Annotated in this window: 19 protein-coding genes; 9 read left to right on the top strand and 10 right to left on the bottom strand. The window is 71.3% G+C overall.

Annotated features, from left to right (window positions below):
* The first annotated feature begins 390 nt into the window (after positions 1 to 390).
* The gene (locus ACFKCF_RS26200; protein WP_394497520.1) at positions 391 to 1,251 is read left to right on the top strand and encodes a hypothetical protein; all 861 of its coding nucleotides are present in this window, start codon (positions 391 to 393) and stop codon (positions 1,249 to 1,251) included.
* A 56-nt stretch (positions 1,252 to 1,307) separates the two neighbouring features.
* Here ACFKCF_RS26200 and ACFKCF_RS26195 read toward each other — a convergent pair whose 3' ends face one another.
* From ACFKCF_RS26195 to ACFKCF_RS26160, 8 genes are all read right to left on the bottom strand, one after another.
* On the bottom strand, positions 1,308 to 2,849 hold the full coding sequence (locus ACFKCF_RS26195; protein WP_394497518.1) for a sensor histidine kinase: 1,542 nt from the start codon (positions 2,847 to 2,849) through the stop codon (positions 1,308 to 1,310).
* Positions 2,846 to 3,547 carry a response regulator transcription factor gene (locus ACFKCF_RS26190; RefSeq protein ID WP_394497516.1) on the bottom strand — a complete coding sequence of 234 codons (702 nt, stop codon included), beginning with the start codon at positions 3,545 to 3,547 and terminating at the stop codon, positions 2,846 to 2,848. Before ACFKCF_RS26190 ends, ACFKCF_RS26195 begins: the two co-directional genes overlap by 4 nt.
* Positions 3,548 to 3,573: 26 nt before the next feature.
* Positions 3,574 to 4,338: a hypothetical protein gene (locus ACFKCF_RS26185; protein WP_394497514.1), complete on the bottom strand. Its 765-nt coding sequence runs from the start codon at positions 4,336 to 4,338 to the stop codon at positions 3,574 to 3,576.
* Positions 4,335 to 5,234, bottom strand: a complete 900-nt coding sequence (locus ACFKCF_RS26180; RefSeq protein WP_394497512.1) for an ATP-binding cassette domain-containing protein — start codon at positions 5,232 to 5,234, stop codon at positions 4,335 to 4,337. The genes ACFKCF_RS26185 and ACFKCF_RS26180 overlap by 4 nt, the downstream gene beginning before the upstream one ends.
* Positions 5,235 to 5,353: 119 nt before the next feature.
* Positions 5,354 to 5,800: an HIT family protein gene (locus tag ACFKCF_RS26175; RefSeq protein ID WP_394497510.1), complete on the bottom strand. Its 447-nt coding sequence runs from the start codon at positions 5,798 to 5,800 to the stop codon at positions 5,354 to 5,356.
* Complete coding sequence (locus tag ACFKCF_RS26170; RefSeq protein WP_394497508.1) at positions 5,797 to 6,468, bottom strand: rhomboid family intramembrane serine protease; 672 nt, start codon at positions 6,466 to 6,468, stop codon at positions 5,797 to 5,799. Before ACFKCF_RS26170 ends, ACFKCF_RS26175 begins: the two co-directional genes overlap by 4 nt.
* A 70-nt stretch (positions 6,469 to 6,538) precedes the next feature.
* Positions 6,539 to 7,735, bottom strand: a complete 1,197-nt coding sequence (locus ACFKCF_RS26165) for an MFS transporter (protein ID WP_394497506.1) — start codon at positions 7,733 to 7,735, stop codon at positions 6,539 to 6,541.
* 450 nt (positions 7,736 to 8,185) lie between these two features.
* Complete coding sequence (locus ACFKCF_RS26160; protein ID WP_394497504.1) at positions 8,186 to 8,698, bottom strand: TetR/AcrR family transcriptional regulator; 513 nt, start codon at positions 8,696 to 8,698, stop codon at positions 8,186 to 8,188.
* Positions 8,699 to 8,751: 53 nt separating this feature from the next.
* On the opposite strand from ACFKCF_RS26160, the gene ACFKCF_RS26155 reads away from it, so the two are divergent.
* The gene (locus tag ACFKCF_RS26155) at positions 8,752 to 9,915 is read left to right on the top strand and encodes a cysteine desulfurase family protein (protein WP_394497502.1); all 1,164 of its coding nucleotides are present in this window, start codon (positions 8,752 to 8,754) and stop codon (positions 9,913 to 9,915) included.
* Between the two features lie 19 nt (positions 9,916 to 9,934).
* Here the strand turns inward: ACFKCF_RS26155 and ACFKCF_RS26150 are convergent, their stop codons facing one another.
* Positions 9,935 to 10,978 (bottom strand): DUF695 domain-containing protein, encoded by a 1,044-nt coding sequence (locus ACFKCF_RS26150; RefSeq protein WP_394497501.1) that lies wholly within the window; start codon positions 10,976 to 10,978, stop codon positions 9,935 to 9,937.
* A gap of 67 nt (positions 10,979 to 11,045) precedes the next feature.
* Here ACFKCF_RS26150 and mnmA point away from each other — a divergent pair, with 67 nt between their 5' ends.
* The gene (mnmA, locus tag ACFKCF_RS26145; protein ID WP_394497500.1) at positions 11,046 to 12,104 is read left to right on the top strand and encodes a tRNA 2-thiouridine(34) synthase MnmA; all 1,059 of its coding nucleotides are present in this window, start codon (positions 11,046 to 11,048) and stop codon (positions 12,102 to 12,104) included.
* On the opposite strand, the gene ACFKCF_RS26140 is transcribed toward mnmA, so the two are convergent.
* Positions 12,097 to 12,729 carry an MBL fold metallo-hydrolase gene (locus tag ACFKCF_RS26140; RefSeq protein WP_394497498.1) on the bottom strand — a complete coding sequence of 211 codons (633 nt, stop codon included), beginning with the start codon at positions 12,727 to 12,729 and terminating at the stop codon, positions 12,097 to 12,099. The genes mnmA and ACFKCF_RS26140 overlap by 8 nt on opposite strands.
* A gap of 24 nt (positions 12,730 to 12,753) precedes the next feature.
* Between ACFKCF_RS26140 and ACFKCF_RS26135 the strand changes: the two genes are divergently transcribed.
* The 6 genes from ACFKCF_RS26135 to gatB all read left to right on the top strand — a co-directional run bounded on the left by ACFKCF_RS26135 (position 12,754) and on the right by gatB (position 22,216).
* Entirely contained in the window at positions 12,754 to 13,746 is a 993-nt protein-coding gene (locus ACFKCF_RS26135; RefSeq protein ID WP_394497496.1) for a methionine synthase, read from the top strand.
* Between the two features lie 106 nt (positions 13,747 to 13,852).
* Positions 13,853 to 16,042, top strand: coding sequence for an NAD-dependent DNA ligase LigA (gene ligA, locus ACFKCF_RS26130; protein WP_394497494.1), 2,190 nt, complete (start codon positions 13,853 to 13,855; stop codon positions 16,040 to 16,042).
* A gap of 499 nt (positions 16,043 to 16,541) precedes the next feature.
* The gene (locus tag ACFKCF_RS26125) at positions 16,542 to 18,614 is read left to right on the top strand and encodes a putative bifunctional diguanylate cyclase/phosphodiesterase (RefSeq protein WP_394497492.1); all 2,073 of its coding nucleotides are present in this window, start codon (positions 16,542 to 16,544) and stop codon (positions 18,612 to 18,614) included.
* A 254-nt stretch (positions 18,615 to 18,868) separates the two neighbouring features.
* On the top strand, positions 18,869 to 19,168 hold the full coding sequence (gene gatC / locus ACFKCF_RS26120; RefSeq protein WP_185068184.1) for an Asp-tRNA(Asn)/Glu-tRNA(Gln) amidotransferase subunit GatC: 300 nt from the start codon (positions 18,869 to 18,871) through the stop codon (positions 19,166 to 19,168).
* A gap of 67 nt (positions 19,169 to 19,235) precedes the next feature.
* Positions 19,236 to 20,726, top strand: coding sequence for an Asp-tRNA(Asn)/Glu-tRNA(Gln) amidotransferase subunit GatA (gene gatA, locus ACFKCF_RS26115; RefSeq protein WP_394497491.1), 1,491 nt, complete (start codon positions 19,236 to 19,238; stop codon positions 20,724 to 20,726).
* Between the two features lie 2 nt (positions 20,727 to 20,728).
* The gene (gene gatB / locus ACFKCF_RS26110; RefSeq protein WP_394497643.1) at positions 20,729 to 22,216 is read left to right on the top strand and encodes an Asp-tRNA(Asn)/Glu-tRNA(Gln) amidotransferase subunit GatB; all 1,488 of its coding nucleotides are present in this window, start codon (positions 20,729 to 20,731) and stop codon (positions 22,214 to 22,216) included.
* Positions 22,217 to 22,272: the final 56 nt, after the last annotated feature.

Genomic DNA, 22,272 nt, shown 5'->3' with positions numbered 1-22,272 from the left:
CGCTCAATAGCGTTTCGCGCCAGGGAGCTCAGGCTGTGACATTGGGGGGCGCGGCCCCCCAAACCCCCGCTTAAAGGCCGCTTCGCCGATTCGTCAGCCGATCGCGTTCACGAGAGGCGTGCGAAGAGGGAGAAGTCGTCGCTACGCGTAGCCAGGGGCCTACAGCTGTGGGATGACCGCCATTACTGCCCGGAAACTACGCAACAACATCGCTGAGGTGCTGCCGCCTGTCGAGTGGCGCTCCAGGCTCGCGCGCTCAGAGAAGTCAGTTCCGCCGCCATTCTCGTAACTTTGGGTACTGGTTGTGTGACAATAAGTGTCATGCCGTCCCCCCGACATGACGCTCTCGTTCAGATGTTCAGTGACCGCCCCCAGTTGGCGGTGGAGGTCTTGCGTGATCTGCTGGGGGTCGAGTTGCCCGCCACCCCGCTGGTCCGGGTGGAGAAGTCCACCTTCAACACTCGCCGCTCCGACGACATAGAGTCCGACCTGGTCGTTGTCTTGGGGCCGCCGCAGACCGCCGCGCACGCCATCATCGTGGAGGTCCAGCAGGACAAGTCCAAGGATCCTAAGCAATTGGCGCGCTACGCTGCCGCACTGTGGCTCATGCTGCGCTGTGATGTCACGGTCTTGCTTGTCTGCCCCGATCGTGGTGTTGCCGACCATTACGCGCAGCCCATCGATTCCGGATTGAGCGGCTACCGCCTGCAGGCGCAGGTGTTGGGGCCGGATGACATTCCGGTCATCACCGATCCTCAGGAGGCTGTGGCTCGCCCGGCGCTGTCGATCATGGCGGTCATGGCCCACGGTCGTGACCACAAGGTGGTGGAGGCTTTCGTCATGGCGCTGGCAGAGCTGCGCGATGAACACGCTGCGAAGTACTATGAATACGCATACAGCATGTCCGCGCCCGACGTGCGGCGCCTCTTGGAGGAGATCATCATGACGTCCACCACCTGGCCCGTCTACAGCCCCTTCGCCCGCGAGCACTATGGCCGCGGCCAGGCAGAAGGCAAAGCGGAGGGCAGAGCGGAGGGCAGAGCGGAGGGCAGAGCGGAGGGCAAAGCGGAGGAGGCGGTCAGGATGCTTCTGCTGGTGCTGGGCGCCCGGGGCTTCGACATTCCGGATGACATGCGCACCCGGATCTCGACCTGCGCTGATCTGGCCCAGTTGGAGTCATGGGCCACTCGTGCGGTGACCGCCCAGTCCCTTGAGGACCTGTTCGACGAGACCGGTGCACAGCACCAATAGAACGGCAAAGGCGCAGAGGTGCAAACGCGCCGCCCTTGCGCTCCTCGAGGAGGGCTTCAGCGCTGGTCGGCGGCCGGGAGGCGGACCTGGAAGGCCGTGCCCTTGCCCGGCGCGGAGCGGACCTCCACCCGCCCCCCATGCGCCGTGACGATGGAGCGGACGATCGCCAGGCCGAGCCCCGCGCCCCCCGTCGCCCGCGCGCGGGAGGCGTCCGCGCGGTAGAAGCGGTCGAAGACGCGCGCCTCCTCCTCGGGGCTCAGCCCGGGCCCCTCGTCCTCGATGACCAGGACCGACTCCCCGCCGTCCGTCCCGACGCCGATCCGCACCGGGGTGCCGGCGGGCGTGTGGGTGACGGCGTTGCCGACGAGGTTGCTGACCACCTGCCGCAGGCGGGCCTCGTCGCCCAGCACGGGTGCGGACGCCGCCGGGCCGCCGGACGGGCCGGTGAAGGCGATGGGTCTGGACGGGTCGAGCGCGGCGAAGTCGTGGCGGGCGTCGGCGGCCAGCGTACGGAGGTCCATGGGGGTGAGGTCGAGCTCCGGCCCGTCGCTCTCGTCGAGGCTGGCGAGCAGCAGCAGATCCTCCACCAGCCGGGCCAGGCGGCCCGACTCGCTCTCGATGCGGGCCAGCGCGGGCCCCGCCTCGGTGCCGCCCATGCGGTAGAGCTCCGAGAAGCCCTTGATGCCGAACAGCGGGGTGCGTAGCTCGTGGCTGACGTCCGCCACGAACCTGCGCATCCTGGCCTCCGACTCCACCTTCGCCGCGACGCCCTGCTCGATCTGGGCCAGCATCTTGTTGAGCGAGCGGGCCAGCCGGCCCACCTCGGTGGACAGACCGGCCGGCTCGGGCACGCGCCTGGTCAGGTCGCCGTCCGCGATGGCCGCCGCCGTCTCCTCCACCCGGCGCAGCGGCGCCAGCCCGGCCCTGATGGCGACCCTGCCGGCGAGCGCGAGCACGCCGAGCAGGACGGCGCCCGTGAGGAGGCAGGCTACCCGGAGCCGGTCGACCGTGGTGCGCAGCTCGGCGAGCGAGACCGCCGCCACCACCGCGGTGTGATCGGCCGGGCCGAGGCTCGTGCCGCCAGCGCCGGAGCGCGGGCCGTTCGTGGAGCCGGAGCGGGAGCCGGAGCTGGGGCCGGAGCTGGGGCCGGAGCTGGGGCCGGAGCCGGGGCGCGGGCTGTTCAGGCCGGCGCGGGGCAGTGCCACCGCCCGCCACTCCTCGCCGTCCGTGCCGTTCACCGTGAACGGCTGCCCGGCGCGGGCAGCCACCGCGGCGCTGTCGAGCCGGGGCAGCGCGGGCCCGGCGAGGTCGCCGAGCTCGCGGAGTACGGACCCGTCCGCCCCCAGGTAGGCCACGAACCCCTTGCCCATCAGGTCGAACTGCCCCGTCGGGATCGGGCTGCGCGACAGCTTGACGACCAGGTCCGGCGGGATCGCGGACGCCGCCTTGCCCATCGGCTCCAACTGGGCGTCCACGCGTGCCATGAGCTGGGTCTCGAGCTGGCGCAGCACCACCGAGCTGATCACCACCAGGCCGACCACCAGCAGCGCGACCGCGATGACCAGCAGCCGGGCGGCGAGGGACAGCCGGCCGATCATCGCTTGGGCTTGCGCAGGACGTAGCCGACGCCGTGGACGGTGTGGATCAGCCTGGGCTCGCCGGCGTCGAGCTTGCGCCGCAGGTAGCTCACGTACGTGTCCACGATGCTCGTGTCGCCGGCGAAGTCGTAGCGCCACACGTGCTCCAGGATCTGGGACTTGGGCACCACGCGCCCGGCGTTGAGCACCAGGTGGAGGAGGAGGCGGAACTCCGTGGGCGACAGCCGTACCGGACGCCCCGCCCGGGTGACCTGGTGGCCGTCGGGATCGACCTCGAGGTCCCCGACCACCAGCGTGGAATCGTCGGGGGTCGCGCCCGTGCGGCGGAGGATGGCCCTGATGCGGGCCAGCAGCTCCTCCAGGTCGAACGGCTTGGTCACGTAGTCGTCGCCGCCCAGCCTCAGCCCGTTGATCTTGTCGGCCGTGGCGTCCCGCGCCGTGAGGAACAGCACCGGCACCGGACCGGGCCGCCCGCCGCCCCTCGGCAGGCTCCGCAGCCGGCGGATCACCTCGAACCCATCCAGATCGGGCAGCATGACATCGAGCAGGACCAGGTCCGGCGGGTCGCGCCGGGCCGACTCCAGCGCCTGCGCGCCGTTGTCCGCCGAGCTCACCGTGAAGCCGGCGAACCGCAGCGTCGCGGAGAGCAACTCCTTGACGGTGGGCTCGTCGTCGACCACGAGCAGCCGTTCTCCCACGACAGGCACCTCCCCGTCCAGCGTAGTCAGGCGTCGCGATTCTTGAGCCGGACGTACGCGGCGACCAGCATGACCGCCACGAACCCGATCAGCAGCCCGAACCCCAACGCCCCCGGCAGCTCGGACTGCCCGGAGACGGACCGGAGGGCGGCCATGCTCGGCCAGTAGACGCCGATGAGATCGCGCAGGAAACCGGGCGACGCCCCCGCCATGACGGGGAGCAGGAGGAAGGTGGTGCTGACGTTCACGGCGGGGGCCGTGCCGCGCAGCAGGACGCCCAGCGACAGGCCGAACAGCGCCAGGAGCGTCAGCACGAGCGGCCCGAACAGCAGCAGCCGCAGCGCGACAGGGTCGCCCGGCATGACGGACGGCGCTCCACCCGTGGACAGCGTCATCTGGCTCGTCACGAACATCAGCCACACCGCGGCCACGCCCACCGGCAGCGCGGTCAGCACGGTGATCCCGCACTTGGCCGCCAGCAGCCGGCCGCGGCTGCTCACGGCGGCCAGGGTGGGCCGCATCGTGCCGGAGCCGTACTCGGAGGAGGCCACCAGCACGCCCAGTGCCGCCACCAGCAACTGCACGATGAACACACCGCGCATGCCCAGGTCCAGCGGCTGGAAGTCGAGCCGCTCCTGCGCCGTGGCCGTGGCGTACTCCTTGGCGGCCGTGCTGCTGAACAGCCACCCCAGCAGCCCCGCGACGGCGACGGTCGCCGCCGACAGCACCATGGTGGACCTGATGCTGCTGAACTTGGTCCACTCCGCTTTCAGCACCCCAGTGTCGATCATCGTGCGACCCCGTACTCGACGCTCTCCCGGGTGAGCTCCATGAACGTCTCCTCCAGCGACGCACGGCGGGGGGCCAGCTCGAACAGCGGCACGCCCTCGGCCGCCGCCAGCCGTCCGACGTCGGGTGCCGTCATGCCGGTGACCAGCAGCTCGTCGGCACCGCCGGGCTGGACGTGGGCGCCGGACAGCTCCAGGCGCCGGGCGAAGGAGGCGGCGTCGGGCGTGCGCACGAACACCGCCGCCCCGCCGTCGGTGAAGTCGCCGATGTCCCCCTCCGCGATGAGCCGGCCCTTGCCGATCACCACGAGGCGGTCCGCCGTCACCGCCATCTCGCTCATCAGGTGGCTGGACACCAGCACCGTGCGCCCTTCCGCGGCCAGCCCGCGGATGAGCGTGCGGATCCACAGGACACCTTCGGGGTCCAGGCCGTTGACCGGCTCGTCGAGAATCAGCACCGGCGGATCCCCCAGCAGTGCCGCGGCGATGCCCAGCCGCTGCCCCATGCCGAGCGAGAACTCGCCCGCCCTCCTGCCCGCCACCGCCGTGAGCCCGACCAGGTCCAGCACCTCGGCGACGCGGACGTCGGGGATGGCGTTCGTCTGGGCGAGGTAGAGCAGGTGCTTGTACGCGCTGCGCCTCGGGTGCACGGCCTGCGCCTCCAGCATCGAGCCGGCCTCGCGCAGCGGGTGGCGGAGCTCGTGGTGGGCACGGCCGTTGATCGTGGCGGTGCCCGAGGTGGGCAGGTCGAGGCCGAGGATCATGCGCATCGTGGTGGTCTTGCCCGCGCCGTTCGGGCCCAGGAAGCCCGTGACTAGCCCCGGGCGCACCGTGAAGGTGAGATCGTCAACGGCGAGCACGTCGCCGTAGCGTTTGGTCAGTCCGTCGAGCTGGATCATGGGTCCAGCGTGTGGGCGGGGGTTGGGGGAGTTCTGAGGAGTCTGTGAGTTGTCTGTGAGCCGGGGCGCCCCCACGTGGGCGTGCCCACCGCCGCCTGCCGCCGATCCACAGAGAACTCTTAGGAGAGCGCCCGCCTGACGCGGGCGGCCAGCTCGTCCGCCTGCGCCTGCGTCCAGGGGATGAGGCCGTTCTCGGACATGAGCGCGTGGTACTGCTGCTTCTCGTACGGGGTGCCCGGTGGGAGCGGGGCCACGTGCCAGTGCAGGTGCGCGTTGCCCTGCTGGCTGCCGAGGGACAGGACGTACGTGCGCTCCGACGGCACGACCGCCTCGACGGCCAGCGCCACCTTCCTGACCACGCGCATGAGGGCGAGGTAGGCCTCCTCGTCGAGGTCGCGCACGACGTGCTCGACGTGCCGCTTCGGGCTCACCAGGAGGTAGCCGGGGAGGGTGGGGTAGCGGGAGAGGAAGGCCAGGTGGTGTTCGTCCTCGTAGACGATCCGCTCGTGGGTGTAGGCCGGGTCACCGGCGACTATGGCGCAGATGAAGCACGGGCTCGACTTCACGCGGGCTTCGTACGCCTGGACATCGAAGGGTATGTTCCTTTCAAGATCCATCCCATGATGATGCCACCCAGCAGCGCGACCCCGTGGAGGTCCGCCAACGCGGCCAGCACGCCCGCGGCGGGCACGGCGACGGCGGGGAAGAGCCAGAGGGGCAGGCGCTCGCGCTTCTCGACCAGCTGGAAGCCGACCGCCGCCGCCGCGACCATGACGACGACGCCCCACGTGCCCAGGCCTATGAGGATCAAGACGCCCAGGACGAGCGCGTAGTACGCGCCCAGCGCGCGGCCCATCCTCTCGCCGGAGGCCACGGCGAGGCCGCCGGCCAGGCCGCAGACGGCGATCGAATTGCCCGCTCCCGGATCGTTCAGCAGATATCCGGCCGCCTCCCCGGCCACGGCCCCCGCGGCGTACAGGGCGAGCCAGCGGGCCGGGCCGAACGCCCGCTCGGCGAAGTAGCCGAGCCCGGCCAGGCACACCAGGTTGAACAGGGTGCCCAGCAGGCCGCCGTCCTGCACCACCAGTGCCGTCCCCAGCCGCCACCACTCACCCCCGCTGATCGCGGCCGGGTCCCGCATCAGGGCGGGCTCCAGACCGGGGATCGCGAACTGGAGGAGGCTGGGGACCGCCGTGATCACGAAGACCACGGCTGTGGTGTACGGCTTGAACATGGCGTTCAGCCTCGCACAGCGGCTCTGAACGGGGCAGTGGCCTATGTACGAGGCTTGACGATGACAAATGTCAGGCCGCGACCTCGACGCGCTCGCGGTCCGCGAGCGTGACGGCCGGGGCGATCGCGGCCGGCTCGCTCCGGGGGAGGAAGCGGGAGGCGGCGGCGATCAGCACGCCCAGGACGACCCCGATGCCGAGCGCGGTCCGTAGCGACGTGGCGTCCGAGATGAAGCCGATCACGACCGGTCCGAGCAGCAGGCCGGCGTACCCCATGGCGCCCGCCTGGGCGATCGCCGGTCCCGGGGAGTCGGTGGCGGTGCCCGCCAGCGACAGGGTCAGCGGCGAGATCGTCGCCACGCCGAGCCCGACGAAGAACATCGCGAACACCGCCACCAGCGCCGCCGGCGCCATCAGCACCACCGCGAAGAACCCGGCGGTCGCCACCCCGGAGACGGTCAGCATGCCCCGGACGCCGAACCTGGTCCGCAGCCGGTCACCGGTGAGCCTGGCGATCAGCATGCCCGCCTCGAACACCGGGTAGCCGAGGGCGGCCAGCGCCTCGGGGGCGCCCAGCTCGTCGCGCATGTAGAGGCCGTTCCAGTCGGCGACCGTGCCCTCGACCATGAACGCGAAGAACATGATCGCGCCCAGCAGGTAGACGATCGGCGGCATGCGCCGGCGGGCCGCCGTCGCGGTCTCGGCCGCCGGGGGCTCGGGCAGGTACGTACGGCCGATCAGGATCATGACGGGCAGCGAGATCAGGCCGATCAGCGCGACGTTGGCGGTGAACGGCAGCCCCACGGCGATCGCCAGGCTGCCCAGCCCTCCCGCCGAGATGGCGCCCACGCACCAGCCGGCGTGCATGCCGTTCATCAGCGGCCGTCCGTACGCCTGCTCGACCGTGGAGCCCTGGGCGTTCATGGCCACGTCCACGGTGCCGAACGCCATGCCGAAGAACGCCACGGCCACCATGAGCGACGGGAGGTTCGGGGCGAACGCCACGGCCACGAGTCCCAGCGCGGTGAGCGGCCCGCCGATCCGCAGCACCGCCCGGCTGCCCGCACGGGCCATGATCCGGCGCATGGACTGCATGGTCACCAGCGCGCCCAGGCCCCACACGAGGAGGACGGCGCCGACCGTCGACTCGGACAGGCCGAGCTTGTCGGTCAACGCAGGGATGCGCACCGTCATGGTGCCCACCATCAGTCCGCCCAGCACAAACGTCAGAACCGCCCCGTAACGGGCACTCCTCAGGGAACGGGTCATCGCTTAACTCCTCACAAGAATTCGCATATTCAGGTCTGGTGGCCCGCCCGGCACCCGAGCGCCGCGCCGGGGTGGGGTGGGGTGGGGTGGGGTGGGGTTGGGCTGGACGGTTGTGGCCCGGCAAGGTTGCGCCTGCCCGCTCGTCATGAGCGGTGAGCACCGTCGCCGGCCGAAGCCGCCGCTCCCGTCGCCAAGCGCGGAGGCCGGGCCTTCTGGCCGAGGGTCCGGGGCCGAGCCCAGCGCTGGGGTCGAGTGGTCGGGGCGGCGACGTGCGCCCGGTCGAGCGGTGGTCGCGTGCCGTCCCGTGCCTGGGCACGGGTCCGCCGCCCGGTCCGGGTGGCGGCTCGGCCGTCGCCCCCGCCGTGGGCAGGCCACGTCCCCGGTCGGGGCGGCGCCGTACCGCGTCGTCCGGGAAGGCCGCAGAAGGACCCGCACGGGCGGGTCAGGGGGTCAGGAAGGGGGTTTGAGCAGCGCTTTCATCCGGGTCTCGAGCGCCTGGAGATCGTCCTCCGTGTTCAGCTCCGGGTCGTGGCTGGCCACGTCCCAGAGCCCCTCACACGCCAGTCGTACGATCTGCGACGCGCGCGGATCCGGCTCCTCGCTCAACCCCTCGCGATGCCAGCGGGCCATCGCCTCGCGTAGCGGCGCGAGCAGGAAGAGGTTGCCGGAAGCGCCCGTGACCACGGCCCATCGTCGCAGCCGCCCGGAGCGGACGGCGGCCAGCGTGGCGTGCAGGTAGCGCTCGGTGTAGGTCTGCCCGGACTGCGCCGCCATGAGCTGGTCGAAGTCCTCGATCAGGCGCTCCACCATGCCCTTGATCAGGGCTTCTTTGGTGCCATAGTGATAGAGGAGGCCGCCCTTGCTGACGCCCGCCCGGTCCGCCACCGCGGCCAGGGTGAGTGCGGACGAGCCCTGATCGCAGAGCAGATCCTCTGCCGCGTCCAAAAGCTCGTCTCTTCGCATGCCGGTACTGTACCGTCCGGACGGTACAGTGGCAAACGAGATACCCTGATCGGGTGACCAGACCGTCGGCCTATCTTGATCATGCGGCTACCACGCCCATGCTGCCCGAGGCGATCGAGGCCATGACGGAGCAGCTCAAATGCGTCGGCAACGCCTCCTCGCTGCACGCGGCGGGCCGCCGGACGCGCAGGGTGGTCGAGGAGGCGCGCGAGACGATCGCCGACGCGCTCGGCGCCCGGCCCAGCGAGGTCGTGTTCACCTCGGGCGGCACCGAGGCCGACAACCTCGCGATCAAGGGCCTCTACTGGTCGCGCCGTCCGAGGCGGCGCGTGCTGATCAGCTCCGTGGAGCACCACGCCGCGCTCGACCCGGCCCACTGGCTGGCCGACAGCCAGGGCGCCGAGGTCGAGCTGCTCGACGTGGACGCGTACGGCCGGGTCCACCCCGAGACGCTGCGCGAGGCCATCGAGCGCGCCCCCGACGACGTGGCCATGATCAGCGTCATGTGGGCCAACAACGAGGTCGGCACGGTCCAGCCCGTCCACGTGCTGGCGGCCATCGCCCATGACCACGGCATCCCGTTCCACACCGACGCGGTCCAGGCGGTGGGGCAGTTGCCCGTGTCGTTCTCGGCCTCGGGGGTCGACGCGCTCACGCTGACCGGCCACAAGGTCGGCGGCCCGATGGGGGCCGGCGCGCTGCTGCTGGCCAGAGGGCTGACACCGGTCTCCGTGCAGCACGGCGGAGGCCAGGAGCGCGACGTGCGCTCGGGCACGCTCGACGCGCCCGCCATCGCCGGGCTGGCCGCCGCCGTCGGCACCGCCGTCAAGGAGCAGGAGGCCCTGGCCCGCCGCCTGACGTCGCTGCGCGACGAGCTCATCCAGCGCGTTCGCCAGGCCGTCCCCGACGTGGTGCTCAACGGCGACCCCGCCGACCGGCTGCCCGGCAACGCCCACTTCTCCTTCCCCGGCTGCGAGGGAGACGCGCTGCTCATGCTGCTCGACGCCAAGGGCGTGGAGTGCTCGACGGGCTCGGCGTGTTCGGCGGGCGTGGCGCAGCCGTCCCACGTGCTGCTGGCCATGGGGGCCGAGGCGGCGGCGGCGCGGGGGTCGCTCAGGTTCACGCTGGGCCACACCTCGACCCGCGACGACGTCGACCGGCTGATCGAGGTGCTCCCCGCCGCCGTCGAGCGCGCCCGCCGAGCCGGCCTCAGCTGAGCCCCGGGCAGCCGGGGCCTCAGGTCAGGAAGGCCACCACGGCCGACCAGGACGGATCGGTGGCCACGTCCACCCGGGGCTCGCCCTCCTCCCAGCTCACGATCAGCTCTTTCGCGTGGATCGCCGCGTCGCCGGTCGGGTCGGCGTACAGGTGGATGATCCGATGCCCCTCGGCGCTCATGTGCGCCGCCAGCACCGCGTCGTCGCGCAGCTTGAGCAGCCGCGCGGCCAGCCGCTCCTCGAAGTCGCGCAGCGCCGTCAGCGAGTCGCCGACCGGCAGGCCGTTCTCGTCGCGGTGGGTGTACGGCAGCGTGATCGCGATGTGCTGGTCGAACAGCGGATAGTCCACCGGCCGCAGCGGGTGGCGGGCCGTGGCGACCAGCGCCGCGCCGCTGCCGGTCTGCCCTTCGAGCAGCACCCACTCCTCCTCGGTGTAGCCCGAGGCCACGTCGGCGACCACGGCGGGCAGGTGAACGGCGGCCACGGAGTCGATCGGCTGGAACGTGGCCGGCGTGATCTCCCCCACCCACCGGGCCACGTCGTCCTCGCCGAGCAGCCAGTCGAGGGCCAGCAGGGTGGCCTCCATCCTGGTGTCCTCGTCCAGCTCGCCGAAGATCGGGTGGTACGCGGACACGTCGACCCGCGGCTGATCCCTCGGCACCCGCAGCCCCAGCATCAGCTTGTCGAGCGCGAACTCGAAGCCGCCGACGTCGAGCGTCAGGTCCATGGCCTGCGGGTTGGCCTGGCGCGACGGGTGGTACTCCCACAGCATGTCGGACGACGGCGCCGCCTTGGCCCAGCGGTGCGCGAGCGAGCGCAGCTCGGGGTCGCCCGCCGCGGTCACCACCAGGGCGTGCGCGGCCTCCTTGCCGGGAGCCACCTCCCAGACCAGGCCCGGGTGGATCGCGGCGACCGCCGGGGCCAGCCGCTCCTCGAGCCCTTCGACGTCGCCGTTCGCGACCAGGGAGTCGAGCCCCGGCCTGGACTCCTGCCACCACGTCCAGAACTCGGCGATCCCGTCGCCGGCCTCTTCGTCTGCGCCCTTGCGCCCGAACAGTCGCATGGCCTGAATACTCGCAGACCCCGGCCATGGTCGCGCACTCCCGCGCGGACAGTACGCTGGAACGGTCATGGGACTGCGTGTGCTTGCCGCCATGTCGGGCGGCGTCGACTCTGCCGTGGCCGCCGCTCGGATCGCCGAGGCCGGTCACGACGTCACTGGTGTACACCTCGCCCTGTCGGCCAACCCCCGATCCCATCGCACGGGCGCGCGGGGCTGCTGCACGATCGAGGACTCGCGCGACGCGCGCCGCGCCGCCGACGTGATCGGCATCCCCTTCTACATCTGGGACATGGCCGAGCGCTTCCAGCGCGACGTGGTGGAGGACTTCGTGTCCGAATACGCCGCGGGCCGCACGCCCAACCCGTGCCTGCGGTGCAACGAGAAGATCAAGTTCTCGGCGGTGCTCGACCGGGCGCTGGCCCTGGGCTTCGACGCGGTCGCCACCGGCCACCACGCCAAGCTGGTCGACGGCGTGCTGTCCAGGAGCCCCGACCAGGGCAAGGACCAGTCGTACGTGCTCGGGGTGCTCACCCGCGAGCAGCTCAGCCACGCGATCTTCCCGCTGGGCGACTCGACCAAGGCCCAGGTGCGCGAGGAGGCCGCCAGGCGCGGCCTGACCGTCGCCGACAAGCCCGACAGCCACGACATCTGCTTCATCGCCGACGGCGACACCCGCGGCTTCCTGGCCGAGCGGCTCGGCGCGGCCGAGGGCCCCATCGTCGACCAGAGCGGGGAGGTCGTCGGCAGCCACCAGGGCGCCCACGGCTTCACGATCGGGCAGCGCAAGGGCCTGCACATCGACCGCCCGGCGGCCGACGGCCGGCCCCGCTACGTGCTGTCGATCGAGCCGGTGTCCAACACGGTCACGGTCGGCCCGCGTTCCGCGCTGGAGGTCACCTCGATCACGTGCGGCAGCCCGGTGTGGAACGGCCCGTCGACGTCGGAGGACCTGACCGTGCAGCTGCGGGCGCACGGAGAGGTGTACGCGTGCCGCTTCGAGGAGGCCGGCGGCGGCCTCCGCATCGACCTCGACCGCCCGGCCACCGGGGTGGCGGCGGGGCAGGCGGCGGTGCTCTACTCCGGCGACACCGTGATCGGCTCGGCGACGATCGTCTTCGCTAGCTGAGCGTGGCCGACTCGCCGACCGTCAGGCGGCGGAAGTCGGCGCGCTGCTCCTCCGACTCGCCCTTCAGCCACTGGTCCACCAGGCCGAGGCCGATGTCGTTGTACAGGCCGTCATGGGTGGAGAACGCCCTCCGGGGGCGGAGCTCGCGGAGATATCCGATCATGTCCCCGAGCTTCAGCCACGGCCCGCCGGTCGGTACCAGCAGGGTGGGCACGTCCACGCCAGGGACCGTCAAGGCGTCACCCGGGTAGAAGATCTCGTCGTCGATCAGAAACCCGACATTCTGGACGACGGGCACGTCGGGATGGTTCTTGGCGTGCCACTCGCCGAAGGCCCGCACGCGGAAACCGGCCGCCTCGAACGCGTCGCCGTGCCGTACCACCTGGATCTTCGCCGGAACGTCCGTCAGATCCGCGGCGACGCCCTCGCAGGTGTAGATCTCCAGGTCGGGCGGGGCGGCCTTCAACCTGTCGACGTCCACGTGGTCGAAGTGCTCGTGGGTGATCAGGACCGCGTCGGCGCCGTCGAGCACCGGTCCCTTGCTGAACGTCCCGGGATCGACGACCAGGACCTTGCCGTTCTTCTCCACGCGTACACAGGCGTGCTCGTGTTTCGTCAGCTCCATTCCGCAGAGCCTACGCTTGTGCCCATGTCTACGTGGGAAGCCACCGGAGTCGGCTCGCACCCGGGCGAGGACCATCTCGAGGCGATCAGGGTGGTGTTCGGTGAGGTGCCCGGACTGCCGTATTTGCCCGAGCTGCCGGCCAGAGGCGTCGGCGCCGACATGATCGGCAGGACGGCCGGGCTGCTCGTCGATCTGCCCGTCGAGGTGCAGCCCTCCGGGTGGCGGCTGGCCGATCGGCCCGGGCGCGACCACCAGCGGGCCGTCGATCATCTGCGGCGGGATCTCGACGGGCTGGAGGAGGTCGGCCACGACTACTCCGGGCCGCTCAAGCTGCAGGTCTGCGGCCCGTGGACGCTGGCCGGGTCGATCGAGCTGAAACACGGCGACAAGATGCTCTCCGACGCGGGGGCCGTCCGCGATCTGATCGCCTCGCTGGCGCAGGGGGTCGCCGACCACTGCGCCGACGTGCGGCGGCGGCTGCCCGGGGTGACGGAGATCGTGCTGCAGCTCGACGAGCCGGGGCTGCCCGGCGTGCTGGCGGGGACCGTGCCGACGGCGTCGGGGTTCGGGCGGCTGGCGGCCGTCGAGGAGTGGCGGGTGGAGGAGTCGATGCGCTCCTTCGACGCCCCGATCGTGCACTGCTGCGCGCCGTCCGTGCCCTTCGACGTGCTGCGCAGGGCCGGGGTGCGCGGCGTGTCGGTGGACGCCGCGCGGCTGGGGCGCAGGGACGAGGACTCCGTCGGGGAGGCCGTCGAGGCGGGTCTGCGGTTCCTGCTGGGGGTCGTGCCCGGCCGGGACGTCCGGCTGCCGGACGTCGGGGTGGTCGCCAAACCGGCGCTGGACCTGTGGCGGCGGCTCGGGTTCGCGCCCGACCGGCTGGCCGGGCAGGTCGTGCTGACCCCGGCGTGCGGGCTGGCCGGGGCGTCACCCGCGTACGCCCGCGCGGCCCTGGCGGCCTGCCGGAGGGGTGCCCAGGTGCTCAGGGAGGATCCGGAGGCCGGGCCGCAAGGAGGGTGAGCCGGGCGCGCCGGTTGTCGGTGCTCGGCGGTAGCGTTTGCACAGGTTGACGTACGGGCTCGGGTTCGGGCTCGAGTTGGGTTCCAGTTCGGAAGGGGAGCATACGGTGAGTGAGCCAGGCGCCGAGGTCGCGGGTGTGCCCGTGGCCGCGCTCAAGCGGCATGCCGAGCTGAGCGAGCTGGTCGACGACGCCCGCTGGCGCTACTACGTGCTCGACCAGCCGACGGTCAGCGACGCCCAGTTCGACGAGTGGTTCAGGGAGCTGCTCGTGCTGGAGGAGTCGCATCCGTCGCTCCAGACGCCCGACTCGCCGACGCAGAAGGTCGGCGCCCCCGTGTCGGGCGACTTCGCCAAGGTGCAGCACCTCAACCGGATGGAGAGCCTCGACAACGCCTTCAACGAAGCCGACATGGCCGCCTGGATGCAGCGGGCCGAGCGGCTGGCCGAGGGCGATCCGGGGCCCTACCTCTGCGAGCTCAAGATCGACGGGCTGGCGATCGCGCTGGTCTACCGCGACGGCAAGCTGGAGCGCGGGGCGACCCGCGGCGACGGGCGCACGGGCGACGACGTGACGGCCAACGTCCGCACGATCAAGGGCGTCCCCCACCGGCTCACGGGCGACGACGTCCCTAGCCTGGTCGAGGTCCGAGGCGAGGTCTACATCCCGGTCGAGGACTTCAAGAAGCTCAACGAGCAGCTCGTCGAGCAGGGCAAGACGCCGTTCGCCAACCCGCGCAACTCCGCGGCCGGCACGCTGCGGCAGAAGGACCCGCGCGTCACGGCCCAGCGGCCGCTGCGGATGCTGGTGCACGGCATCGGCATCTGGGAGGGCTCGGCCGTGCCGCGGGCGCAGTCCGACGTGTACGACCGGCTGCGGGAGTTCGGGCTGCCGGTCAGCGATCTCTATCAGGTGGTGCCGGGGCTCACCGAGGTCAACGAGTTCATCGAGAACTACCGCGTGCACCGGCACGATCCCCCGTACGAGATCGACGGGGTGGTCGTTAAGGTCGACGACTTCCGCACGCAGCGCGAGCTGGGCTCCACGTCGCGGGCGCCGCGGTGGGCGATCGCGTACAAATACCCGCCGGAGGAGGTCAACACCAAGCTGCTCGGCATCGAGGTGGGCGTCGGCCGCACGGGGCGGGTCACGCCGTACGCGGTGATGGAGCCCGTCGTGGTGTCGGGCTCGACCGTCGAGCGGGCCACCCTCCACAACGCCGCCATCGTGGTCAAGAAGGGCGTGCTCATCGGCGACACCGTGGTGCTGCGCAAGGCGGGCGACGTCATCCCCGAGATCGTCGGGCCGGTGACGGCGCTGCGCGACGGGTCGGAGCGCGAGTTCGTCATGCCGACGCACTGCCCGGAGTGCGGCACCGAGCTGGCGTACGAGAAGGAGGGCGACGCCGACCTGCGCTGCCCCAACGCCCGCAGCTGCCCCGCCCAGATCCGCGAGCGCATCTACTTCGCGGCCGGGCGGCGCGCGCTCGACATCGACGGCCTCGGCTACGTCGCGGCCACCGCGCTCACCCAGCCGCTGCCGCCCCAGCAGCCCGTGGTGCGCACCGAGGCCGACCTGTTCGACCTGACGCTGGAGCAGCTGCTGCCCATCAAGTCGGTCGTGCGCGACCAGGACACCGGCCTGCCCAAGATCGACCCCAAGACCGGGCAGGAGAAGGTCGTCACCTTCTTCTCCAACATCGACGGCGGGGCCAGCCAGAACGCGCTGCAGCTCATCGAGGAGCTGGAGCGGGCCAAGCAGGCGCCGCTCGCCAACGTGCTGGTCGCCCTGTCGATCCGGCACATCGGCCCGCCGACCGCCCGCGCGCTGGCCGACGAGATGCGCTCGATCGAGCGCATCATGAACGCCTCGGAGGAGGAGCTGGCCGCCGTCGAGGGCATCGGGCCCCGGGTGGCGGCCACGATCCGGGAGTGGTTCGCGGTCGACTGGCACCGGGAGATCATCGACCGGTGGCGGGCCGCGGGGGTCCGGATGGAGGACGAGCCCGCGCCGGAGAAGGGGCCGCAGACGCTCGAGGGGCTGACGTTCGTGGTGACGGGCACGCTGGAGGGCTACACCCGCGACTCGGCGGCCGAGGCGATCACCAGCCAGGGCGGGAAGGTGTCGGGGTCGGTGTCGAAGAAGACGTCGTTCCTGGTGGTGGGGGAGAACGCGGGGTCGAAGTACGACAAGGCGGTGAGTCTCGGGGTGCCGATCCTGGACGGGGCCGGGTTCGAGGTCCTGCTGAAGGAGGGCCCGGAAGCGGCCGCGGAGGCGGCGGTGACCCCGGAGGCTTAACACCTTCCGACAGCCGGGTCGCGGCACCCGGCTGCTGCGGTGGATGCGACGTGGGACGGCGCCTGCTGTGAGGTGCGCGTGGCCCGGATGAGGGGCATCGGCGGTGTCGCGGCTCTCGGCGGAGCGGGCGCCGCGTCGTGGCGTGCGGGACCGCGAGACCGTGGGCGCCGCGTCGGTGGGACGGGGTGCGGGGGAGTTCGGCGCTGGTGTGCGGCGCTTGGCCGATGAGCCGGTGCGGTGCCGGTGTGCGGCGTGCGTCATGCGGTGCTGGAGCGGGTGCCTGGGAGTGGCACGGCAGCGCGCGGGCGGTGCCGGGATGGGCGACCTGTGTTGGTGGGTTGCGGGGGTTGGTGTGTGGGGAGGGTAGGCGGCTTGCTACCCAGGGTGGTTTTTGGGTATATGTCGGAAAGGAGAAGTGACGGAACGTACGCGCTTGGTTTCGCGAAGTGGGGTGAAGGTCGTACCCTCCCATAGTGACCTAATGGGGGTTCTGTTACCGATGACTGACCCAACCGACACCCGCGACACCGGACCACGCGTCGGCACGCCGCTCTGGGCGTTCCTCGCGGGCGTAACCGTGATCGGCTTCACCGCGCTCATGGTGGCCATGCTGAGGCTGGACGCCGTAGGGCTGGTGGAGCTCGCCCGCACGCCGCTGTTCTGGGCGCTGTCGGTGCTGGTGATCTTGGGCGAGCTGAGGCCCGTGATGGTGTCGTCCGCCGCCTCGGTGGGTGGCACGTACCCCTCCACCATGTTCACCTTCGCCGTGCTCCTGCACTTCGGGCTGCCCGTCGCGGTGCTCATGCAGGCCGTCGCCGTCGCCATGAACGGGGTGGTGACGCGCAAGGCATGGCATCGGGTCATGTTCAACATCGCGCAGTCGACGCTCGCGCTCACCGCGGCGGCCGTGGTGCTGGGGGTGTTCGGGATCGCGCCGAGTCCGGCCGCGCCCTGGGTGCCGGAGGGGTCGGATCTGCCGGCGATCGCGCTGGCGGGGGTCGCGTACTTCGCCACCAGGGCCGCTCTGGTGTGCGGCGCGGTCGCGTTGCACGAGCGTCGCTCGATCTCGCGGGTGTTCAAGGTCACGGTCGTCCCGCAGAGCCTCGTGTACGTCGGGCTGCTCGGCCTGGCGCCCCTCGTCGTCGTGGCCATGGAGCACTCGCCCGGCATGGTGCCCCTCTTCGTCGCCCCGCTGGCCGCCGTCTACTTCACCGCCACGCTCTCGATGCGCCGCGACCATCAGGCCCTGCACGACGAGCTGACCGGCCTGCCCAACCGCAAGATGCTCATCGTCAGCACGGAGGAGGCGCTGGCCGAGGCCCGGCAGGACGAGCGGGTCGGGCTGTTCCTCCTCGACCTCGACCGGTTCAAGGAGGTCAACGACACGATGGGGCATCCGGTGGGCGACCGGCTGCTGCAGATGGTGGCGCACCGGCTCACCCATTCCGTACGCCCCGGAGACGTCGTGGCCCGGCTCGGCGGCGACGAGTTCGCCGTGCTGCTGCCCTCGATCAGGGACGCCCACGCGGCCAGGGAGGTCGCGGCCCGGCTGCGGGCGGCGCTGACCGAGCCGGTCCGGCTGGAGGGCATGACCTTCGACGTGGACGGTTCCGTCGGGATCGCGCTCTACCCGGACCACGCTCCCGATTTCGAGCTGCTGCTGCAGCGGGCCGACGTGGCCATGTACCTGGCGAAGGAGGGGCGCAGCGGGGTGGAGCTCTACCAGCCCGACAAGGACCGCAACTCTCCCGAACGCCTCAACCTCCTCGGCGATCTGCGCCGTGCCATCGACAACCGCGAGCTGCGCCTGCACTTCCAGCCCAAGGTCAGCCTCGGGACCGGCGCCGTCCAGGGCGTCGAGGCGCTGCTGCGGTGGCGCCATCCGGTGCACGGGATGATTCCGCCGTCGGAGTTCGTGCCGCTGGCCGAGCAGTCGTACCTGATGCGACCCCTCACCGCGTACGTCATCGAGGCGGCGCTGGAGCAGGCGGCCCGCTGGTGGCACACCGGGCTGCAGGTGCAGATCTCCGTCAACATCTCGGCCCGCGACCTGCTCGACTCGGCCCTGCCGGAGCAGCTGGAGGTCGGCCTGGCCGCCTCCGGGCTCCCGCCGGGGGCCATCCAGCTGGAGGTGACCGAGCGCATCCTGACGGGCGACCAGGCCTACACCCAGGAGACCATCAAGGCGCTGGCCGCGCTGGGCGTGCCGCTGGCGCTCGACGACTTCGGCACCGGCTACTCGTCGCTGATCCGGCTCCAGCGCCTGGCGGTGTCCGAGGTGAAGATCGACGCCTCGTTCGTGCGCCGGATCGCCGAGTCGGAGGACGACTACCGGATCGTCCGCTCGATCGTGGACCTGGTCCGCTCGCTGGGCCTGCGCTCGGTCGCGGAGGGCGTGGAGTCGGACGAGGTCGCGATGCGGCTGGACGAGATGGGGTGCGACATGGGGCAGGGGTGGCTGTTCGGGCTGCCCATGCCCGCCGCCGACGCCACCGTCTGGCTCAGGGAGCACACCGGCGCGGGGCCGGGGATCGAGTACGGCTACCAGCCCGAGGTCAGCCGGTCAGCCTGACCCGGCGGGCGCTTACGCGGGACGCGCCGGAGCAGGTAGGCGGGCAGGAAGCAGCGCGGAGGGCTCGAAGACGCCCTCCCAGCGGTAGGAGCAGCCGTTCCGCGCCGCAGCCGGCCCCCTGTTCCCGAGCGGATGACGAGCGGGCGCAGGGTGAGGTTCGTTTCGGCGCGGTTAATCGGTTCGGGGGTGCCACGTCAAGCCCCCTAGGATGGCAGTGTCCAAAGACTCCATCCACGAAACGGGTTACACGACTCATGTCCGCCATAACCCGCGACGAGGTCGCACACCTGGCCCGGTTGTCCAGGCTGGCGCTCACCGACGACGAACTCGACCACTACGCCACCCAGCTCGATGCCATCATCGAAGCGGTTGCGAAGGTGGCCGAGGTCGCCGCCGAGGACGTGCCGCCATCGTCGCACGCGCTTCCGCTGACCAATGTCTTCCGTGCCGACGAGGTACGACAGTGCCTGACGCCCGAGCAGGCGCTCTCCGGCGCGCCCGCCGTCGAGGACGACCGCTTCCGGGTGCCGCGCATCCTCGGGGAGGAGGCATGAGCGAGCGTAGCGAGCGAACAATTAAGCACAGCTCTGTCAGGCTCATGTGCCCGACGAAGGAGGGCGCATGAGTCTGATCAGAAAGACCGCCGCCGAGCTGGGATCCATGATCGCCGGTGGCGAGGTGTCGGCCGTCGAGGTGGCCGAGGCGCATCTCGACCGCATGGCCGAGGTCGAGCCCAAGGTCCAGGCGTTCCTCCACGTCGATCGCGAGACGACGCTGGAGCAGGCGCGCGCCGTCGACGCCAGGCTGAGGGCGGGCGAGAAGCTCGGCCCGCTGGCCGGCGTGCCGATCGCGCACAAGGACATCTTCACCACGCGCGACATGCCGACCACGGCCGCGTCCAAGATCCTCGAGGGCTGGCGCCCGCCGTACGACGCGACCGTCACCGCGCGGCTGCGCGAGGCCGGGCTGGTCTTCCTGGGCAAGACCAACCTGGACGAGTTCGCCATGGGCTCCTCCACGGAAAACTCGGCGTACCAGGTCACCCGCAACCCGTGGGACCTGACGAAGGTGCCGGGCGGCTCGTCGGGCGGCTCCAGCGCCGCCGTGGCCGCGTACGAGGCCCCGCTGTCCACGGGCACCGACACGGGCGGCTCCATCCGGCAGCCGGCCGCGGTGACCGGCATCGTGGGCATGAAGCCCACTTACGGTGGCTCGTCCCGTTACGGGATCATCGCGTTCGCCAGCTCGCTCGACACGCCGGGCCCGTTCGCCCGCAACGTGCTCGACGCGGCGCTGCTGCACGAGGCGTTCTCCGGGCACGACCCGATGGACTCCACCTCGATCGACGCGCCCGTGCCGAGCGTGGTCGAGGCCGCGAAGCACGCCGACGTCGCCGGCATGCGGATCGGCGTCGTCAAGGAGTTCGCCGGCGAGGGCTACCAGCCCGGCGTGCTGGCCCGCTACCACGAGGCCGTCCAGCTCCTGGAGTCGCTCGGGGCCAAGGTCGTCGAGGTCTCGTGCCCGTCGTTCACGACCGCGCTGCCCGCTTATTACCTGATCGCGCCGTCGGAGTGCTCGTCCAACCTGGCGCGCTTCGACGCCATGCGCTACGGCCTGCGCGTCGGCGACGACGGCACCCGCAGCGCCGAGGAGGTCATGGCGCTGACCAGGGCCGCCGGGTTCGGCGCCGAGGTCAAGCGGCGCATCATGCTCGGCACGTACGCGCTGTCGAGCGGCTACTACGACGCCTACTACGGCCAGGCGCAGAAGGTGCGCACGGTCATCTCCCGCGAGTTCGAGGCCGCCTACCAGCAGGTCGACGTGCTGGTGTCGCCGACCACGCCGACCACGGCGTTCGGGATCGGCGAGCGCGCCGACGACCCGATCTCGATGTACCTCGCCGACCTGTGCACCATCCCGTCCAACCTGGCGGGCAACGCGGCCATGTCGGTGCCGGTCGGCCTGGCCGACGAGGACAACCTGCCGGTCGGCCTGCAGATCATGGCGCCGGTCCTGGCCGACGACCGCTGCTACCGCGTCGGTGCGGCCGTCGAGAAGGCCCTGGAGAGCCGCTGGGGCGGCCCGCTGCTGAAGGAGGCCCCGTCGCTATGACCATGGTCTATGACGAAGCGCTCGACCGGTTCGAGCCGGTGCTGGGCCTGGAGACGCACGTCGAGCTGGGCACGAAGTCGAAGATGTTCTGCGGCTGCAAGACCGCCTTCGGCGCCCCGCCCAACACGCAGGTCTGCCCGACCTGCCTGGCGCTCCCCGGGTCGCTGCCGGTGGCCAACGCCGCGGCCATCGAGTCGACCATCCGCATCGGCCTGGCGCTGAACTGCTCGATCGCCGAGTGGTGCCGCTTCGCCCGGAAGAACTACTTCTATCCGGACATGCCGAAGAACTACCAGATCTCGCAGTACGACGAGCCGCTCTGCTTCGACGGCTACCTCGACGTCGAGGTCGAGGGGCAGACCGTGCGGATCGGGATCGAGCGGGTGCACCTGGAGGAGGACACCGGCAAGTCCACCCACGTGGGCGGCGCGACCGGGCGCATCCACGGGGCCGACTACTCGATCGTCGACTACAACCGCGCCGGCATCCCGCTGGTCGAGATCGTGACCAAGCCCATCCCGGGCACCGACCGGCTCGCGCCGGAGGTGGCCAAGGCGTACGTCACCGAGCTGCGCGAGATCATGCGCTCCCTCGGCGTCTCCGACGTGCGCATGGAGGAGGGCTCGCTGCGGTGCGACGTCAACGTCTCGCTCATGCCGCGCGGCTCCGAGGAGTGGGGCACCCGTACGGAGACCAAGAACGTCAACTCCCTGCGCAGCGTCGAGCGGGCCGTGCGGAGCGAGATCGAGCGTCAGGCGGCCATCCTGGCCGACGGCGGGAAGATCATTCAGGAGACCCGCCACTTCCACGAGGACACCGGCACCACCACGTCGGGCCGGTCCAAGGAGGAGGCGCAGGACTACCGCTACTTCCCCGAGCCCGACCTGGTGCCGATCGCGCCCGACACCGCCTGGGTGGCGGAGCTGAAGGCGGCCCTGCCCGAGCTGCCGTCGGTCAAGCGCAAGCGGCTGCAGGCCGAGTGGGGGCTGTCCGACCTCGACATGCAGGCCATGCACAACGCCGACGCGATCGACCTGGTCGAGGCCACGGTCGCGGCGGGCGCCCCGGCGGCGGACGCGCGCAAGTGGTGGATGGGCGAGCTGGCCAGGCGTGCCAACGAGAGCGGCACCGCGCTGGCAGACCTGCCCATCACCCCGGCGCAGATCGCCAGGGTGACCGAGCTGGTGGCCTCCGGCGCGCTCAACGACAAGCTGGCGCGCGAGGTGCTCGAAGGCGTGCTGGCCGGTGAGGGCACGCCGGACGAGGTGGTCGAGAAGCGCAGCCTGCAGATCGTCAGCGACGAGGGCGAGCTGCTGGCCATCATCGACCAGGTGCTGGCCGGCAACGCCGACGCGGCCGAGAAGGTCAGGTCCGGCAAGATCGCCGCGGCCGGCGCCCTGGTGGGCGGCGTCATGAAGGCCAGCAGGGGCAAGGCCGACGCGGCCCGCGCCCGCCAGCTGATCCTGGAGAAGCTGGGCGTCTCCGAATAGCGCGGGCAGACCGCCGAGGAGTAACCGGGCAAACCACTGAGGGCCTCGCCGTTCCG

The sequence above is a fragment of the Nonomuraea sp. JJY05 genome (assembly GCF_043496855.1).
Classification (GTDB): Bacteria; Actinomycetota; Actinomycetes; order Streptosporangiales; family Streptosporangiaceae; genus Nonomuraea.
The sequence above is the reverse complement of the archived record's forward strand: the minus strand, read 5'-3'. Positions and strand labels throughout refer to the sequence as shown.